This window comes from Billgrantia kenyensis (assembly GCF_013697085.1).
Taxonomy (GTDB): Bacteria; Pseudomonadota; Gammaproteobacteria; order Pseudomonadales; family Halomonadaceae; genus Halomonas; species Halomonas kenyensis.
The window spans coordinates 48,926-65,135 of sequence record NZ_JACEFT010000017.1 but is presented as its reverse complement, the minus strand read 5'-3'; the positions used below and the strand labels follow the sequence as shown (position 1 = coordinate 65,135).

Below are 16,210 nucleotides of genomic sequence, written 5' to 3'. Positions count from 1 at the left end.
TCACCATGCGCCACTCGACCTGCCAAGCACGGCTTGCTTCACTTGTCGTCGATTTCCACGCCTACCGCTTCATCGTAAACCAGCATGCCGCCAAGAATCCCGGCCAGCACGATGAGCCCTGCCGTCATCAGCGTCAGTCCCACGGCCCATGGCAGCAGGTCCGTCGGGTGGAGGTAGCGCCACAGCCAGTTGAGCGATGCCAGGGACAGCATCATCACCGCCAGTATCGCGTGGCACCAGCCGAGGATCATGTCACGAATCCGCTTGACCGTGACCAGGTCGGTCAGGCCGGCGATGCTGGCTACCCAGCCTCCCAGCGCACCGATGCCGGCAAGCCACAGGCTGGTGCGCGCCCAGAACATGTCCTGCGTGTAGAGAAACAGCGCGTCGCTACCCACCACCAGCATCAGGCAGGCGATGGGAAAGTGCACCATGGTCGGATGAAGAGGGTGGCCGGCGATGGCGGCACGGCTCTTGATCGAGCGTCGGGTTTGTTCAGCCATGTTCGCGTCCTTTGCGATGGTTTCATTGCCCTTTCCGGCATTCAACGCTCTGCGAGGCAGCGGGTCAACCGCTCCTGGCGACTCGCCCTGTTTGGCTTGCCGCTGCTGGGGCTGCTGTCGGGCTGTGCCGGCGAAATGTCGATCCTCGATCCTGCCGGACCGTCGGCCAGTGCCCAGTTCTGGGTATGGTGGGCCATGTTCGGTTTCAGCATGGTCGTGGCGCTGGTGCTCTTCGCGCTATGGCTCTATACCTTTCGGCGACGCGAGCAGCCCAAGCGAACACCGCGTGAGGAGCAGCGCATCATGCTGCGCTGGGTGATTGGCGGCGGCATCCTGCTGCCGCTGGCAAGTATCGTCGCTCTGCTGGTCCTGGCCGCTCCTACTGGCCGTAGCATGATTCCGTTACCCCTGCCCGAGGGGGAAGCCGAGCTCATCGAGGTGGTCGGACATCAGTGGTGGTGGGAGATTCGTTATCCGGGCGAGAACGGCGAGCCTGACGTCGTTACCGCCAACCGGCTGGTGATGCCGGCCGGGGAGCCGGTCGACTTTCGCCTGGTAAGTGCCGACGTGATCCATGCCTTCTGGATTCCACGCCTCGGCGGCAAGCGCGACATGGTGCCGGGACGCCACTCGGTCCTTCGCCTCGAGGCCGATGTTCCCGGCGTGTTCGGTGCCCAGTGCGCCGAATACTGCGGCGCCCAGCACACCAACATGCTGCTGCATGTCGAGGCGATGGAGCGTGAAGACTACGAGGCCTGGCTGGCCGAACGCCGAGCCCCGCGAGAGCTGCAGCAAGGGGCCGACGAGGCGCAGGAAGCCTTCGGCGAGCACTGTGCGGCCTGTCATACGGTGGAAGGATTCCCCCAGGAGCTGATCAATGACGACATGGCCCATGACATTCCCGGCCCCGACCTGACCGATATCGGCTCTCGGCCCACGCTGGGTGCCGGTGTGTTGCCCATGGAGGAGGGCGCCATCGCCTACTGGCTCGAGCACCACCAGACCCTCAAGCCCGGCAACCGGATGCCGCCGCACAACCATATCGACACCGAGACACTGCAGGATATCGGAGCCTGGCTGGAGACGATGGAACCATGAGCGATACCAAGGACGCGACGCTGACGCCCGAGGTCCGGCGGCTGCAACAGGGAATGGATGAGGTCTGGGGCAATCCCAAGGGGCTGCGTGCACTGACGGTGGTGAACCATACCACCGTCGGCCTGCGCTTCATGGTCACCGGGGCGGTCTTCTTTCTGATCGGTGGCCTGCTGGCGATGCTGATCCGCACCCAGCTGGCTTTCCCCGACAACGATTTCATGTCGCCTGAAATCTATAATCAGGTCTTCACCATGCATGGCACGGTGATGATGTTCCTGTTTGCCATTCCCATTCTCGAGGGGCTGGCAATCTACATGATCCCCAAGATGATTGGGGCGCGTGACCTGGTTTGCCCCCGACTCACCGCCTTCGGCTATTACTGCTATCTGTTCGGCGGCATCATTCTGTTCTCCAGCCTGCTCCTGGAGATGGCACCCGCCAGCGGCTGGTTCATGTACACCCCGCTCAGCAGCGGCGAATATTCGCCCGGGCCGGGGTCCGACTTCTGGCTGCTGGGGATCACCTTCGTCGAGATATCGGCGCTCTCTGCCGGGGTCGAGCTGGTGGTGTCGATCCTGCGCACCCGCACCCAGGGCATGGCGCTGCACAAGATGCCGCTGTTCGCCTGGTACATCCTGGCCATGGCAGTGATGATCGTGGTCGGCTTCCCGCCGCTGATCCTCGGTAGCATCCTGCTCGAGCTGGAGCGTGCCGCGGGCATGCCTTTCTTCGAGGTGGCTGGCGGCGGCGACCCGGTGCTGTGGGCGCATCTGTTCTGGCTGTTCGGTCACCCCGAGGTCTACATCATCTTCCTGCCCGGGGCAGGCATCGTCTCGACCCTGATCCCGGTCTTCGCCGGGCGCCCGATCGTCGGCTACGGCTGGGTGGTGGCAGCAATCATCATCATGGGCTTCGTCAGCTTCGGGCTGTGGGTGCACCACATGTTCACCCTGGGCATACCCCAGTTGGCGCTGGCCTTCTTCTCGGCGGCGAGCATGCTGGTGGCGATCCCCACCGCCATCCAGATATTCGCCTGGCTATCGACCCTGTGGCTGGGCCGACCGAGGATGACGCTGCCGATGCTGTGGATCATCGGCTTCCTGATCATCTTCGTACTGGGCGGACTGACCGGGGTGATGCTGGCGCTAGTACCGTTCAACTGGCAGGTGCATGACACTCACTTCGTGGTCGCCCATATGCACTACGTGCTGGTGGGGGGCATGCTGTTCCCGCTGATGGCTGGCCTCTATTACTGGCTGCCCCAGGTATCGGGGCGGATGCCCTCCGAGCGGCTGGGCAAGTGGAGCTTCTGGCTGATCTTCATCGGCTTCAACGTCACCTTTCTGGTCATGCACTGGACCGGGCTGCTGGGCATGCGCCGCCGCGTCTTCACCTACGATACGGCCATGGGCTGGGACATCTACAACCTCATCTCCTCGGTCGGCGGGTTCATGATGTCCGCCGGGGTGGCATTGCTGATTCTCGACATTGCGCTGCATTTCCGCTTCGGCAGGAAGGCACCGCAGAATCCGTGGGGCGCCGATACCCTGGAGTGGGCGATGCCCAAGCCGCCCACGGCCTACAATTTCGTCAGCCTGCCCACGGTGGAGACGCGCCATCCGCTATGGGAGAAGCCGGACCTCTCGCGTACCATCTACGAGGGGCGGCACGGCCTGGCTCACATCGACCATGGCCGGCGTGAGACCTGGGGTAGCGATGCACTGACCGGAAAGCTGCGCGAGACCATTCACCTGCCCAGTAATTCCTGGTGGCCACTGTTCGCGGCGCTGGCCATTGCCGCCGTCTGTATCAGCCTGCTGGTTCGAGTCTACTGGGTTGGGGCCGTCGCCACCCTGGTGGCTGTGGTACTGCTGCTGCGCTGGTCGTGGGAAAATGGGGCGCATCCTGGCAAGGCACCCGAAGCGTCGATGGCGCCGAGCGACCCTCCGCTGCACTACCACACCATGAATGGGCCCGGCGTTTGGTGTATGTCGGTGTCTCACCTGGCCAACGGCTCACTCTACCTCTCGCTGCTGTTCGGCTGGTTCTACCTCTGGACCGTGGCGCCGGAGTGGCAGATGCCGGACTCCTCGCCGCTCTCAATGCCGATGCTGGTAATGGGCGGTGCAGCCTTGACCCTGGGCACGTTCTGGCTGGCCAAGCTGGTACGCCGCCTGCGGCGGGGCAACGACGCCGGGCTCGGCGGAGGCATGTATCTCGCCGGCGGGCTCGGCGTGCTGCAGTCGGTGTTGCTGATGGCCGTGATCTGGCAGGCGCAGCTGGCACCCACCGAAACCGCCCACGATGCCACCCTGCTGGTGGCGCTGCTCTACGTGCTGATCCATGCGCTGCTGGGGGCGACACTCTGCCTGCTGCAGGGGCTTCGGGTCGGCTACGGTTACGTCAGCGCCAAGGTCCCGATGGAGCCGGTAGTGGTGCTGCGCTTCTGGTACTTCCACCTGGTCGTCTACTGGAGCCTGTTCCTGGCCATCTGGGTATTGCCAACCGTGCTGGGGGGAGCGTCATGAGGCGTCTACTGAGCCTGACCCATCCGATTCACCTGGTCAGCGGCCTGACGATCTGGGGCATCTGGTTCGTGGCGATCTATGCCGGGCTTTCGGTGGCCTGCTCGGTGGCCCCTCCCGAGCCCGAGAGCGACATGCTCACCGGCATCAACGTCGGGGTGGGGCTGGCCACCCTGGTCACCACCGCGCTGCTGCTTTGGCTGGCCTGGGCCAGCGTGGCGGCGGGCCGCAAGGCCGAGCTGCGCCGCGAGTGCTACTTCGCCTATATCTCGGCCGGGATGTTTCTGTTCTCGGCGGTCAGCACGCTGTTCGTCGGCTACCCCATCGTGTTCCTGCCTCCTTGCCTGTAGGGTCGGCTCGACGATTCAGCCGTCGTGGCGGGCCTGCTATACTCGCGCCAGCGCGGCGACGCCAGGCCGCAGGACTCATCAACGGGGAGGGTGCCCGATGCAGAATGCCGTAATTCTGATCAACACCGAGAAGGGGCAGGTCAAGGCGGTGGCCGAGCGGCTCGCCGACGTCGAGGGTATCAGCGAAGTCTACTCCACCTGTGGTCGCTACGACCTGGTGGCCATCGCTCGCACGCGGGACTTCGAGAGCCTGGCCGAATTGGTCACCGAGCGCCTCAATGCCGTCGAGGGCATTCGCGATACCGAGACCCTCAACGCCATGCAGGTGCATTCCCGGCATGACCTCGAGACCATGTTCTCGCTTGGCTGGTAGGAAGGCGCTAGCGACTTCCATCCCCTCACAACCATATCGAGCCGGTACCCGGGTGTACCGGCAGCGGCTGCCCTGCGGATGAACTCATGGCTTTAGCACGTACCCGTGGACGACGGCGTCGCTCCGTACTGCCGCGCTGGCGCTCCCGCGTTCGGCAGTTCGGTATCACGCTCGTTTTCGTGCTGGTCGGCAGCGGCCTGTGGTACACGCAGGAGCAAGAGTATCGTGACCAGCTGAGCTGGATGGGGGTTCCCACCTGGGACACCCTGACACCGCTGACCCTGCATCGCGTGCTGCGCAACGACGGCTTCCTGGTGGGCTGGTCTGACATCAGGGTCAACCCACTGTGGGTGAGCTACCTGCTGCACGAAGTCGATGACCCGCAGGCTGGCCCCAGGCCCAGCTTTCGCCGCGACTGGCGAACGCTGTGGCCCATCGCCGCCGACAGCTATCTGGGCAGCGGCTACGACCGCGGCCATCTGGCACCCAACTATGCCATCGCCGCGGTGCACGGGCGCCAGGCACAGCAGCAGTCGTTCCTGATGAGCAACATCTCGCCCCAGCGTCCCGACCTCAATCGCCGCCTCTGGCAGCGGCTGGAAGAGGTGGTGATCGACCACTTCGTGCCGCGCTTCGGCGTGGTCCAGGTGATCACAGGGCCGGTCTTTCCCGAGCGCTTTCTCGACAATGTGACCAATCGGGTGGGGCTGGTCGAAATTCCCGAAGCCTTTTACAAGATCGTCGTGGTGCCGGCCGAGGAGCCCATGGCGCTGGCCTTCATCATGCCCCAGGAGGTGCGCGGCGATGAGCCGCTGGACGACTACCTGGTGAGCATCGACGAAGTGGAAGCGCGTACCGGGCTCAACTTCTTCCCGCGGCTGCCCGAGGAGGTCGCCGAGGTGTTGGAGGGAGAGGTGGTGGCGTCGGGGTGGGCGCTCGAAGAGGTTGCACGGCTTCCCTCCAGATATTGAGGGGGCCAGATACTGAGGCGGGGCCAGCGTTCGGGCACAAAAAAACCGCGATCGGTCGCGGCTTCTTGGGTCATTCGGAGAATCTGTCAGCTTGCATGACGCGGTCTGCTCGTAGAGCAGTGGTGCCCAGGAGAGGACTTGAACCTCCACATCCGTAAGGATACTAGCACCTGAAGCTAGCGCGTCTACCAATTCCGCCACCTGGGCGCATCATGCCTATCGTGCTTTCGCTACTCTCATTCTAGGCTGTCGTCGTGTTCGCGTCTGGGATGGTGCCCAGGAGAGGACTTGAACCTCCACATCCGTAAGGATACTAGCACCTGAAGCTAGCGCGTCTACCAATTCCGCCACCTGGGCGAACACGAGCGAGTCGAGCTGATAAAGAGCGATGGTGCCCAGAAGAGGACTTGAACCTCCACGTCCGTAAGGACACTAGCACCTGAAGCTAGCGCGTCTACCAATTCCGCCATCTGGGCAGGCGACGCGTATCTTACCCAATTTATGGCCCAATGCAAGAGCAGGGCGGTGAAAGGGCAGAAAAACTGCACGAGTGAGCGAGTAATCAGGCGGCATGCTACTGCCATGGTTGGGCGGAACCGGCACCGGCGCTATACTGCCGTCATGACAAACGACTTCATTAGCAAGACCCTACGTCCGCGGCCCGTTGCCCGCGTCCTTCCCAGAACGTCGCCCACATTGCCAAGGATGCCCCACGCATGACTCATTGGACGCTAAGCGATGATCCCCATGCCAGCCGTGAGGCCCACAAGTACGACAAGCCCGCGCCGAGCCGTGAGTACCTGCTGTCGCGCCTGGATGAGTACGGCAAGCCGATCACCCATGAAAAGATGAGCCGTCTGCTGGGGCTCGACGACGAAGAGCTGCAGGAAGCGGTGCGGCGCCGCCTGGCCGCCATGGAGCGCGACGGCCAGGTGCTGCGCAACCGCGCCGGTGCCTATGCGCTGATCGACAAGCTCGACCTGATCAAGGGCAAGGTGCTGGGTCATCGCGACGGCTTCGGCTTCGTGTTGCGCGATGATGGCAAGAAACCTGACCTGGTGCTCCCGCCGCGACAGATGCGTCGGGTTTTTCATGGTGACTACGTGCTGGTGCGTATCAGCGGCCGCGATCGCCGCGGCCGCGACGAGGCCACCATTGCCGAGGTGCTGTCGCGCAATACCCAGACCATCGTCGGCGTCTACCGTGAGAACACCTCGGAGTTCGGCGTGTTGATTCCCGAGAATCCGCGCATCACCCAGGAGGTGATCATCCCGCACAGCGCCTGTGGCGGGGCAAGGGACGGACAGGTGATCTCGGCCAGGATCGTGCAGCAGCCCGAGACCCGAGTCCAGCCGGTTGGCGAAGTGGTCGAGGTGCTCGGGGAGCGGATGGATCCGGGGATGGAGATCGACATTGCCATCCGCAGCTACGAGATACCCGCCGAGTTTCCCCCGGAGGTGCATGACCAGATCGCCGAGATGTCCGCCGAAGTGGCCGAGCAGGACAAGCAGCACCGCATCGACCTGCGCGACATTCCTCTGGTGACCATCGATGATGAGACGGCCAAGGATTTCGATGATGCCGTATGCGCCTGGAAGACCAAGTCCGGCAGCTGGAAGCTGATCGTTGCGATTGCCGACGTGTCCCACTACGTGCGCCCCGGTACGCCACTCGACGAAGAGGCGATCCGTCGTGGCAACTCGGTCTACTTCCCGGGGCAGGTAGTGCCGATGCTGCCGGAACTGCTCTCCAACGGCCTGTGCTCGCTCAACCCGGGCGTCGACCGGCTGGCCATGGTGTGTGAGATGAACATCTCCAGGAGCGGGGCGATCAGCCGCTACCGCTTCTACGAGGCGGTGTTCCGCTCCCATGCGCGCCTGACCTACAACAAGGTGGCGGCGATTCTCGACGGTGACGATGCCGAGGGAGATGCCCTGCGCGAGGAGCATCGCGACCTGGTCAAGCCGCTGAACAGCCTGTATGAACTCTACAAGGTGCTGCGTCAGGCCCGCGAGGAGCGTGGCGCCATCGATTTCGAGACCACCGAGACGGCGATCCTGTTCAACGAGGAGCGCAAGATCGAGAAGATCGTGCCGCGCACGCGCAATGATGCCCACAAGATCATCGAAGAGTGCATGCTGGCGGCCAACGTGGCCACCGCCCGCTTCCTCGACAAGCACGACCTGCCGGCGCTCTACCGCATTCACGAGCGCCCCTCCCCCGAGCGTCTCGACAAGCTGCGCCTGTTCCTCAACGAGCTGGGACTGTCGGTGGGTGGTGGCGACGAGCCCACGCCCCAGGACTACCAGATGCTGGCGGAGGCGATCCGCGGCCGTCCGGATGCCGACGTAATCCAGACCGTCATGCTGCGCTCGATGAGCCAGGCGGTCTACTCGCCGCAGAACGAGGGTCACTTCGGCCTGGCCTATCCGGCCTATGCGCACTTCACCTCGCCGATTCGCCGCTATCCCGACCTGCTGGTGCATCGAGCGATACGCTCGGTAGTTCGCGGGCCGCGCCAGACCAATACCGTACTGCGTGCGGAAGGGGCCAAGGTGGACCCGCCGAGCAAGTGGTGTCCCTATACCTTCGAGCAGATGCTCGAGCTGGGCGAACACTGCTCGATGACCGAGCGCCGCGCCGACGACGCCACACGCGACGTGGAGGACTGGCTCAAGTGCGAGTTCATGTCCGACAAGCTTGGCGAGGTCTATGAAGGCACCATCGCCTCGGTGACCCAGTTCGGCATTTTCGTGCGTCTCGACGAGGTCTACGTCGAGGGACTGGTGCATGTCACCTCGCTGCCTTCCGACTATTACCATTACGAGCCTGAAAAGCACCGTCTCAAGGGCGAGCGCACCGGCATGAGCTATCGTCTGGGCGACGGCGTCACGGTGCAGGTGGCGCGCGTGGACCTCAACGATCGCAAGATCGACTTCGCCCTCGAGGACGAGAAGCCACGGCCCAAGCGCCAGCCGCGTAAGCGCAGCGGGCAGGCGGCCACTATCACGCCCAAGCCGGCTGCCGGCAAGGCCGAGGAGAAGAGTGAGCGTGGCAAGGGCGGCAGGCGCCGTCGTGGGCCACGCAAGCCGAGGTCACGCGGCTGATGGCGCAGGGACGCAAGGGGCCGAGGCGCGATGCCGGGCGCAAGGGAAGGACGCGTCACCCCGCTGTTCCGCCGGGTACGCCGGGTGGGTTGGATGCCGTGTTCGGCGTGCATGCGGTGCGGGCGTTGCTGGCACGCGGCGAGGTGCCCAGGGTGCTGTGGGTGCAGGAAGGCGAGGCGCAGCAGCGCCTGGCCGAGCTTGTCGATACGGCGAGGCGCGGCGGGGCGCAAGTCGAGCTGCATTCGCGGGATGAACTCGACCGCCTGGCGCGTGAGGCGTCACATCAAGGCGTCGTCGCCTTCGCTGCGCCGTTGGCCTTCGAGAGTGACACCGCGCTGTGGTTCAAGCTCGAGGCTTGGCCTCACGATACGCCGCCCTTGCTGCTGGTGCTCGACGGCATTACCGATGTGCACAATTTCGGCGCCTGCCTGCGTAGCGCCGATGCCGCCGGCGTGCATGGCGTGATCGTGCCCAAGGACAAGGCCGCGCCGCTCAACGCCACGGTGCGCAAGGTGGCCTGCGGCGCCGCCGAAAGCGTGCCGGTCTATCAGGTGACCAACCTGGCCCGTGCTCTGAGCCGTCTCAAGGAGTTCGGTGTGTGGGTCACCGGCACCGCGGGCGAGGCCGAATCCATGCTCTATGATGCCGACTTTCTGGGCCCCACGGCGCTGGTGATGGGGGCAGAGGGCAAGGGTATGCGCCGTCTCACTCGCGAGGGGTGTGACGGTTTGGTCAAGCTGCCCATGGCCGGCAGCGTCTCCAGCCTCAACGTCTCGGTGGCGACCGGGATCTGTCTCTTCGAGGCGGTGCGCCAGCGTCGAGGTGCCGGCAGCTGAGTCCCGGTCGATGCGCGCCTTGCAAGTCTGGGCACGGATCACTAGAATGCATGCGCCCGTTCCTGCGTGAGCGGGCGCTGCTATTTTTACTATCACCTCCTTGCTTCCCCTGAGCGCAAAGGCCTCTCGCGGAAGCTGCCAACCCGAAAGGAGATCCCATGCGTCATTACGAGATCGTGTTCATGGTCCACCCGGACCAGAGCGAGCAAGTGCCGTCCATGGTCGAGCGTTACTCCAGCATCGTCACCGAGAGCGGTGGCACCGTGCATCGCCTGGAGGACTGGGGCCGTCGTCACCTGGCCTACCCGATCAACAAGATCCACAAGGCTCACTACGTGCTGATGAACGTTGAGTGCAGCGGCGAGACCCTCGATGAAATCGAGAACATCTTCCGCTTCAACGACGCCATCATTCGCAGCCTGGTGGTGCGCTGCAAGGAAGCCATCACCGAAGCTTCGCCGATGATGAAGCCGGCAGACGACAAGCGTGCGCGTCGCGAAGAGAAACCGCGCGCCGAAGAAACTGCCGAAGCCAACTGATCGCACGTACCGAGGAGTCTCTACATGGCACGCTTTTTCCGCCGTCGCAAGTTCTGCCGTTTCACCGCTGAAGGCGTGAAGCAGATCGATTACAAGGATCTGGACACGCTCAAGGCCTACATCACCGAAACCGGCAAGATCGTACCCAGCCGCATCACCGGTACCAAGGCCCGCTACCAGCGCCAGCTGGCGACCGCCATCAAGCGCTCGCGCTACCTGGCCCTGCTGCCCTACACCGACAGCCACCAGTAAGCCGCGGTCCCGATGCTGCCGATTGCTCGATGGCTGATGCGCGGCACGCCCTACGCCGTAGGCGGGGCGGCGCTGGCCGCGGTCATCCCCTGGCTGTTCTGGCTGAGCGGCGCCATCGTGGCCCTGGTCACGCTGCGCCGCGGCCTGTCGCCGGCGCTGCCGGTGCTGGTGGCGGCTGCCGTCCCTGCCGGCTGGTGGTGGACCCAGGGCGACGCCATTCCGTTGGCCAGCGTGCTGCTGGTCGCGCTGATGGCGGTGGTGCTGCGCTCGCGCATGCGTTGGAGCGAGGCGCTGATCATCGGCACCTTGGCCTCGGCGGCGTTGATCCAGCTCGGCGTCTTCGTGCCGCCGGGCGGCACCGGGCCGCTGCTGGAGCAACTGCGTCAGGGTTCGGCCGAGATCGATCGCATGCTGACGGAGCTGGCACGCCAGGGCTTCGATACCGAGGAGCTGGCGACGCTGCTGATCGGCGGCATCACCGGGCTGGTGATACTGATTGCCGCTGTGGGCTGCCTGGCGCTGGCACGGGCCTGGCAGGCCGGGCTCTACAATCCCGGCGGCTTTCGCGAGGAGTTCCACGCGCTGCGCCTGTCGCCGCGAGAGCTCGTCCTGCTGGTCGTGCTCGGCGTGGTTGGCATGGTGCTGGGTCTGCCCTCGCTCTCCATGCTGGTCTGGGTGCCGCTCTTGGTGACAGGTATCGCCCTGGTGCACGGCTTTATCGGGATAAAGGGCATGAACGGGCTGTGGCTGATCGCTTTCTATGTACTGCTGATCACCACTTGGCCCATGATTCTGATCGTGCTGCTGGCAGCCTTCATCGACGTGTTCGTGGATTTCCGCGGCCGTCTGGCTCCCCGCAGCGACTGACAAGAGGTTAACGAGATGGAAGTCATTCTGCTCGACAACATTGGCAAGCTGGGCGGCCTGGGCGACAAGGTTGCCGTGAAACCCGGCTATGGCCGCAACTACCTGGTGCCCTACGGCCTTGCCGTGCCGGCCACCAAGGACAACGTGGAAGCCTTCGAGGCGCAGCGCGCCGAGCTCGAGGCTCAGGCCGCCGAGCGCAAGGCGATCGCCGAATCCCGCGCCGCCCAGCTGGCCGAGATCGAGCTGTCGCTGGTTGCCAAGGCCGGGGACGAAGGCAAGCTGTTCGGCTCCATCGGCCCACGTGACCTGGCCGAGGCGCTGGGCCAGGCCGGCATCGAAGTCGCCAAGAGCGAAGTTCGCATGCCCGAAGGCCCGATTCGCCAGACCGGCGAGTACGATATCGACCTGCACCTGCATGCCGAAGTCGACGCCACCGTCCGTGTGGTCGTGGTCGCCGAGTAAGTTCTTGGCTTGATGCCGAGCGTGACAGCGATGCCAGGGGGCGCGGAGGATTTTTCCTCCGCGCCCCTTGTTTCGTTTGTGGCTTAGACATTGGTAGTAATATTACGGTTTTTCTTTGCCCCTAAAAACTTAAACGATTAAGTTTTTCTGGTCTGGAGCCGCTGCGCTTCGGGCAGGGGACAGGTGACGAGCGACTCTTGCGAGGCTCGTCTTAAACGATACAGTTCATTGCTTTGCCTGCTCCCGCTTGAAAACAACCAGTCGCTACGAACAAAACATAAAGGATCCATTGCGATGAAGACCGCCTTGCTACGAACTCCGCTCGTTGCTGCCGTGGCTGTGGCCAGCTTTGGCATGATCGGGCACGCCGCCGCCGATACCGCTGCCCTGGAGCAGCGCCTGCTCGAACTCGAGAGTCGCATCGCCGCCGCCGAGCAGCGCGCCAGCGCCGCCGAGCAACGCGCCGAGCTTGCCGAGACCCAGGCGGCGGGAAGCCCGGCAGCCGATGACGTAGAGGAGCGTCTGGCCCGTGTCGAGCGCCAGGCCAGCGGCGAAGAGGGCTTCTCGTTCAACGTCTACGCCCGCTCCGGGCTGCTGCTGGGTGAAGATCGCAGGAGCAACGACGGTGGCCCCTACGTGACGCCGGCCGGCGGGCTGGGTGGTGCCGTGGGGCGTCTGGGCAACGAGCCGGACACCTACGCCGAGGCGATCCTCAACTACCGCATGCGGTTCGACAATGGCGCCAAGGCGCATTACCGCACCATGCTGGCCAGCGGCACCACCACCAGCAACGACTGGGATGATGATTCCAACCTCAACGTGCGCCAGGTCTACGCCGAGTTCAGCGATCTGCCGAGCTTCACCGGCGCCTTCGAGAACGCCTCGATCTGGGCCGGCAAGCGTTTCGACCGTGACAACTTCGACATCCACTGGCTCGACAGCGACTTCGTCTTCCTCGCCGGTACCGGTGCCGGTATCTATGACGTGCAGCTGGCCGACAACTGGCGCTCCAACTTTTCGCTCTACGGGCGCAGCTTCAGCGATTATCCGGTGCGCCCCGAGCGCCCGGGGGACGAGAGCAGCACTGACAGCCTGATCCTGACCGCCAACAACTACTTTGGCAACTGGCAGTGGATGGTCAATGCACTCTCTGCTGCCGACAATGACGAGCGCGACATCGGCGAGAACCAGGTCGCCGCCGACAGTGGCTTCCAGACCATGGTGGCCTATCACGGCGACAGCTTCTTCGGTCTGGGCGAGGGTAACTACAAGGTGGCGCTGTTGCATGGCCAGGGGCTCGGTGCCGAGGTAAAGGGGCTCGGCAGTGACGGTGAGCTGACCGACGATGCCCGGGCCACCCGCCTGGGGATTTATGGAACCACCTACGTGGCGCCCAACTGGCGCCTGGCCCCGGTCCTGTTCGGCGAGGTGAGCAAGGACCGCTACGTCGAGGGCGACGACTACAAGTGGCTGACCCTCAATGCGCGGCTGGTCAACGAGATCACCCAGAACTTCGAGATGCAGTACGAGGCCAGCTACCAGTACATGGACCTCGACCCCAACGGCTTCGACGGTCGCAACGCAGTGAGCGGCGACTTCGGCAAGTTCACCATCGCGCCGACCTTCAAGCCCCAGGTGGGCGGATTCTGGCAGCGGCCGGAGATTCGCGCCTTCGCCTCCTATACCGACTGGACGAGCGAGCTCAACGACTACGGTGCCAGCGCCTTCGGCAGCGATGGCTTCACCGGTGGCCAGTGGAGCTTTGGTGTCCAGACCGAGGTGTGGTTCTAGGCCTGCCGTACCAAGACCCTGCTCGCTCGCTGTTTCGACCCTTGCCGCGACCGCCATCGGTCGCGGTTTTTGTCGTCTCGAGAGGTAGGGCGGGCATCGGCCATCGGGTAGAATGGCACGGCCCGTTCCCATCAAGGTTGCCGCACCATGAACGACACGCTCGAGCTCGATCAGGAAACCGCCGCACTCAAGGTGCCGCCGCACTCGCTGGAGGCGGAGCAGTCGGTGCTGGGCGGTCTGATGCTCGACAACCAGGCCTGGGACAACGTCGCCGACCGCCTGGTGGCCGACGACTTCTATCGCTATGAGCACCGCCTCATCTTCAACGCCATGAGCGGGCTTGCCGAGGCGGGCAAGCCGCTCGACGTGGTAACGCTCTCCGAGGTACTGGAGGGGCGCGACCAGCTCGATACCGTCGGCGGGCTGGCCTATCTCGCTGAACTGGCGCGCAATACGCCCTCGGCGAGCAACATCCGTGCCTATGCCGACATCGTTCGCGAGCGTGCCACCCTGCGCAAGCTGATCCGCGCCGCCAGCCAGATCGCCGACGGCGCCTTCAGCCCCCAGGGGCGGCCGGCCGATGAGCTGCTCGACGAGGCCGAGCGCCTGGTATTCCAGATCAGCGAGGAGCGGCCCAAGACGGGTGGGCCCATCGGCATGAGCGAGCTGCTGGCCAAGGCGGTGGATCGCATCGACGAGCTGTTCAACATGAAGGGGGAGATGACCGGCCTCTCCACCGGCTTTCGCGACCTCGACGAGATGACCTCGGGTCTGCAGCCCTCCGACCTGGTGATCATTGCGGGGCGCCCCTCCATGGGCAAGACCACCTTCGCCATGAATCTGGTCGAGCATGCCGTGATCGCCAGCGATCGGCCGGTGATGGTGTTCTCCATGGAGATGCCCGCCGAGTCGCTGATGCTGCGGATGCTGTCGTCGCTTGGGCGCATCGACCAGACCCGGGTACGTACCGGCCAGCTGGAGGACGAAGACTGGCCGCGGTTGACCTCGGCGGTCAACCTGCTCAAGGACAAGCAGCTGTTCATCGACGACACGGCGGCGCTGTCGCCCAACGAGATGCGCTCGCGCATCCGCCGGGTGGTGCGCGAGCACGGCAACCTGGCCCTGGTCATGATCGACTACCTGCAGCTGATGCAGATTCCCGGCTTCTCCGAGAACCGTACCGGCGAGATCTCGGAGATCTCGCGCTCGCTCAAGGGCATGGCCAAGGAGTTTGGCTGCCCGGTGGTGGCGCTCTCCCAGCTCAACCGCTCGCTGGAGCAGCGTCCCAACAAGCGACCGGTCATGTCGGACCTGCGTGAATCCGGTGCCATCGAGCAGGATGCCGATCTGATCGCCTTCGTCTATCGCGACGAGGTCTACAATCCAGATAACCCTGACAACCAGGGGCTGGCCGAGCTGATCATCGGCAAGCAGCGTAACGGCCCCATCGGTGCGGTGCACATGGCCTTCATCGGCAAGTACACCCGCTTCGAGGACCTGGCCCCGGACAGCTACGGCGAAGCGTTCGGCGAATGAGGCCGCTGGGCGCTTGAGCCTCTCGTGCGGGGCCGTATAATGCCGAGCCCCCGATTGACGAAATGCGAGGAGAGACCATGGCAGGCGGATTTCGGCGCGGCAAGCGCCAGCGCACCCCCAAGCTGGAGGCGCGCGGTATCATCGAGTCGCTGGAGCGCGAGGGCCCGTTCAAGGAGTGGCTGGGCATGCCCGATCTCTACCGCTTCCATCTCGTCGTCGACGGCGAGGCCTACAGCTACCAGACCGAGGATGCCGAGCTGGCCGTGGCGGTCGGCGATCGGGTGGTGTTTCGCTACAAGGAGACCAAGGCCGGCAAGTGGGTCGATCGCAACTCCCTGGCCAAGGCCATCGACCCCTCGGACTACCAGTAGTTGCCGACAGCGCGCGACAACCTCCGGAACTCCTTAGGGAGCTAAGCTGTCATAAGGTTGATACGTTACTGTCATGCAACTGCTATCGGGCACAGTCATGCTGTGCCCGACGTGTATCTTGCAGACATGAGGGCGCACAGGCATTGGGCCAGTGCTTCCGTAGCGGAACGATACCAAGACATGGAGGGAACCATGGAATTTCAAGAGCTCAAGGGTTTCGTCGCCCGTCACGACAATTTCGAAGTACGGGTGATCACCCATTCCGGCAGCCACTGTTACCAGGTGGAGCTGGAGGACGTAGAGGGGGCGCGCCACATGCTGACCCGGCGCGGCAAGCCCATGGTTTTCCGTTCGCTGGAGGATGTCTATCTCGAGCTGCAGCGTGCCGGCATCCACCGTGCCTTCCTGGTTCAGCACGTGCCGCAGGACGAAGTCATCGGTCGCGAGGCCCACTATCATGATCCGCTGACCTCACGCATGCCGCTGGTGTTTTAGCACTTGCATGAGCAGCGGGCCGATAACCTTGATCCAAGTTATACAAATCGCTTTCATAGTATAACTTGATGCCTTGACCGGCTTGCGCCTGATACAATGTGAGCTCCTTATCGGTCGCCACAAGGAGCTTAGCG

Annotated in this window: 16 protein-coding genes and 3 tRNA genes; 15 read left to right on the top strand and 4 right to left on the bottom strand. The window is 64.0% G+C overall.

The genetic code is table 11. The annotated features are described in order from the left end of the window. Nucleotides 1-38: 38 nt before the first annotated feature. Complete coding sequence (locus H1D44_RS13570) at nucleotides 39-503, bottom strand: DUF2231 domain-containing protein (RefSeq protein WP_181515394.1); 465 nt, start codon at nucleotides 501-503, stop codon at nucleotides 39-41. Here H1D44_RS13570 and coxB point away from each other — a divergent pair. The 5 genes from coxB to H1D44_RS13545 all read left to right on the top strand — a co-directional run bounded on the left by coxB (nucleotide 492) and on the right by H1D44_RS13545 (nucleotide 5,820). Further along, a complete protein-coding gene (coxB, locus tag H1D44_RS13565; protein ID WP_238984455.1) occupies nucleotides 492-1,601 on the top strand; it encodes a cytochrome c oxidase subunit II in 1,110 nt (369 codons plus the stop codon). The two genes, H1D44_RS13570 and coxB, sit on opposite strands and share 12 nt — an antisense overlap. Then, nucleotides 1,598-4,129, top strand: coding sequence for a cytochrome c oxidase subunit I (gene ctaD / locus H1D44_RS13560; protein WP_181515392.1), 2,532 nt, complete (start codon nucleotides 1,598-1,600; stop codon nucleotides 4,127-4,129). Before coxB ends, ctaD begins: the two co-directional genes overlap by 4 nt. Next, nucleotides 4,126-4,476 carry a hypothetical protein gene (locus H1D44_RS13555; protein WP_181515391.1) on the top strand — a complete coding sequence of 117 codons (351 nt, stop codon included), beginning with the start codon at nucleotides 4,126-4,128 and terminating at the stop codon, nucleotides 4,474-4,476. The genes ctaD and H1D44_RS13555 overlap by 4 nt, the downstream gene beginning before the upstream one ends. A 97-nt stretch (nucleotides 4,477-4,573) precedes the next feature. Further along, a complete protein-coding gene (locus H1D44_RS13550; protein ID WP_086508531.1) occupies nucleotides 4,574-4,849 on the top strand; it encodes an Lrp/AsnC family transcriptional regulator in 276 nt (91 codons plus the stop codon). An 86-nt stretch (nucleotides 4,850-4,935) separates the two neighbouring features. Further along, complete coding sequence (locus H1D44_RS13545) at nucleotides 4,936-5,820, top strand: DNA/RNA non-specific endonuclease (RefSeq protein WP_181515390.1); 885 nt, start codon at nucleotides 4,936-4,938, stop codon at nucleotides 5,818-5,820. A gap of 120 nt (nucleotides 5,821-5,940) precedes the next feature. Here H1D44_RS13545 and H1D44_RS13540 read toward each other — a convergent pair. From H1D44_RS13540 to H1D44_RS13530, 3 genes are all read right to left on the bottom strand, one after another. Then, nucleotides 5,941-6,027: transfer RNA gene (locus tag H1D44_RS13540), tRNA-Leu, on the bottom strand. A gap of 63 nt (nucleotides 6,028-6,090) precedes the next feature. Then, a tRNA-Leu gene (locus H1D44_RS13535) sits at nucleotides 6,091-6,177 on the bottom strand. Nucleotides 6,178-6,209: 32 nt separating this feature from the next. Then, nucleotides 6,210-6,296 (bottom strand) — tRNA-Leu (locus H1D44_RS13530). A gap of 240 nt (nucleotides 6,297-6,536) precedes the next feature. Between H1D44_RS13530 and rnr the strand changes: the two genes are divergently transcribed. The 10 genes from rnr to H1D44_RS13480 all read left to right on the top strand — a co-directional run bounded on the left by rnr (nucleotide 6,537) and on the right by H1D44_RS13480 (nucleotide 16,076). Next, a complete protein-coding gene (gene rnr, locus H1D44_RS13525) occupies nucleotides 6,537-8,927 on the top strand; it encodes a ribonuclease R (RefSeq protein ID WP_181515389.1) in 2,391 nt (796 codons plus the stop codon). Next, the gene (gene rlmB, locus H1D44_RS13520) at nucleotides 8,927-9,763 is read left to right on the top strand and encodes a 23S rRNA (guanosine(2251)-2'-O)-methyltransferase RlmB (protein ID WP_181515388.1); all 837 of its coding nucleotides are present in this window, start codon (nucleotides 8,927-8,929) and stop codon (nucleotides 9,761-9,763) included. Before rnr ends, rlmB begins: the two co-directional genes overlap by 1 nt. A gap of 158 nt (nucleotides 9,764-9,921) precedes the next feature. Next, nucleotides 9,922-10,302: a 30S ribosomal protein S6 gene (gene rpsF, locus H1D44_RS13515; RefSeq protein ID WP_181515387.1), complete on the top strand. Its 381-nt coding sequence runs from the start codon at nucleotides 9,922-9,924 to the stop codon at nucleotides 10,300-10,302. 24 nt (nucleotides 10,303-10,326) lie between these two features. Further along, nucleotides 10,327-10,554 (top strand): 30S ribosomal protein S18, encoded by a 228-nt coding sequence (gene rpsR, locus H1D44_RS13510; protein ID WP_102652548.1) that lies wholly within the window; start codon nucleotides 10,327-10,329, stop codon nucleotides 10,552-10,554. 12 nt (nucleotides 10,555-10,566) lie between these two features. After that, complete coding sequence (locus H1D44_RS13505) at nucleotides 10,567-11,421, top strand: YybS family protein (RefSeq protein WP_181515386.1); 855 nt, start codon at nucleotides 10,567-10,569, stop codon at nucleotides 11,419-11,421. 15 nt (nucleotides 11,422-11,436) lie between these two features. Continuing rightward, nucleotides 11,437-11,883, top strand: a complete 447-nt coding sequence (rplI, locus tag H1D44_RS13500) for a 50S ribosomal protein L9 (protein ID WP_181515385.1) — start codon at nucleotides 11,437-11,439, stop codon at nucleotides 11,881-11,883. 294 nt (nucleotides 11,884-12,177) lie between these two features. Continuing rightward, nucleotides 12,178-13,674, top strand: coding sequence for a carbohydrate porin (locus H1D44_RS13495; protein ID WP_181515384.1), 1,497 nt, complete (start codon nucleotides 12,178-12,180; stop codon nucleotides 13,672-13,674). 147 nt (nucleotides 13,675-13,821) lie between these two features. Continuing rightward, nucleotides 13,822-15,210, top strand: coding sequence for a replicative DNA helicase (gene dnaB / locus H1D44_RS13490; RefSeq protein WP_181515383.1), 1,389 nt, complete (start codon nucleotides 13,822-13,824; stop codon nucleotides 15,208-15,210). Between the two features lie 77 nt (nucleotides 15,211-15,287). Further along, entirely contained in the window at nucleotides 15,288-15,581 is a 294-nt protein-coding gene (locus H1D44_RS13485; RefSeq protein ID WP_181515382.1) for a hypothetical protein, read from the top strand. A gap of 192 nt (nucleotides 15,582-15,773) precedes the next feature. Further along, complete coding sequence (locus H1D44_RS13480) at nucleotides 15,774-16,076, top strand: DUF6482 family protein (RefSeq protein ID WP_181515381.1); 303 nt, start codon at nucleotides 15,774-15,776, stop codon at nucleotides 16,074-16,076. Nucleotides 16,077-16,210: the final 134 nt, after the last annotated feature.

Coding starts and splice junctions, on each gene's coding strand:
- H1D44_RS13570 (WP_181515394.1), bottom strand. CDS start 503: ATGGCTGAACAAACCCGACGCTCGATCAAGAGCCGTGCCGCCATCGCC.
- ctaD (WP_181515392.1), top strand. CDS start 1,598: ATGAGCGATACCAAGGACGCGACGCTGACGCCCGAGGTCCGGCGGCTG.
- H1D44_RS13555 (WP_181515391.1), top strand. CDS start 4,126: ATGAGGCGTCTACTGAGCCTGACCCATCCGATTCACCTGGTCAGCGGC.
- H1D44_RS13550 (WP_086508531.1), top strand. CDS start 4,574: ATGCAGAATGCCGTAATTCTGATCAACACCGAGAAGGGGCAGGTCAAG.
- H1D44_RS13545 (WP_181515390.1), top strand. CDS start 4,936: ATGGCTTTAGCACGTACCCGTGGACGACGGCGTCGCTCCGTACTGCCG.
- rnr (WP_181515389.1), top strand. CDS start 6,537: ATGACTCATTGGACGCTAAGCGATGATCCCCATGCCAGCCGTGAGGCC.
- rlmB (WP_181515388.1), top strand. CDS start 8,927: ATGGCGCAGGGACGCAAGGGGCCGAGGCGCGATGCCGGGCGCAAGGGA.
- rpsF (WP_181515387.1), top strand. CDS start 9,922: ATGCGTCATTACGAGATCGTGTTCATGGTCCACCCGGACCAGAGCGAG.
- rpsR (WP_102652548.1), top strand. CDS start 10,327: ATGGCACGCTTTTTCCGCCGTCGCAAGTTCTGCCGTTTCACCGCTGAA.
- H1D44_RS13505 (WP_181515386.1), top strand. CDS start 10,567: ATGCTGCCGATTGCTCGATGGCTGATGCGCGGCACGCCCTACGCCGTA.
- rplI (WP_181515385.1), top strand. CDS start 11,437: ATGGAAGTCATTCTGCTCGACAACATTGGCAAGCTGGGCGGCCTGGGC.
- H1D44_RS13495 (WP_181515384.1), top strand. CDS start 12,178: ATGAAGACCGCCTTGCTACGAACTCCGCTCGTTGCTGCCGTGGCTGTG.
- dnaB (WP_181515383.1), top strand. CDS start 13,822: ATGAACGACACGCTCGAGCTCGATCAGGAAACCGCCGCACTCAAGGTG.
- H1D44_RS13485 (WP_181515382.1), top strand. CDS start 15,288: ATGGCAGGCGGATTTCGGCGCGGCAAGCGCCAGCGCACCCCCAAGCTG.
- H1D44_RS13480 (WP_181515381.1), top strand. CDS start 15,774: ATGGAATTTCAAGAGCTCAAGGGTTTCGTCGCCCGTCACGACAATTTC.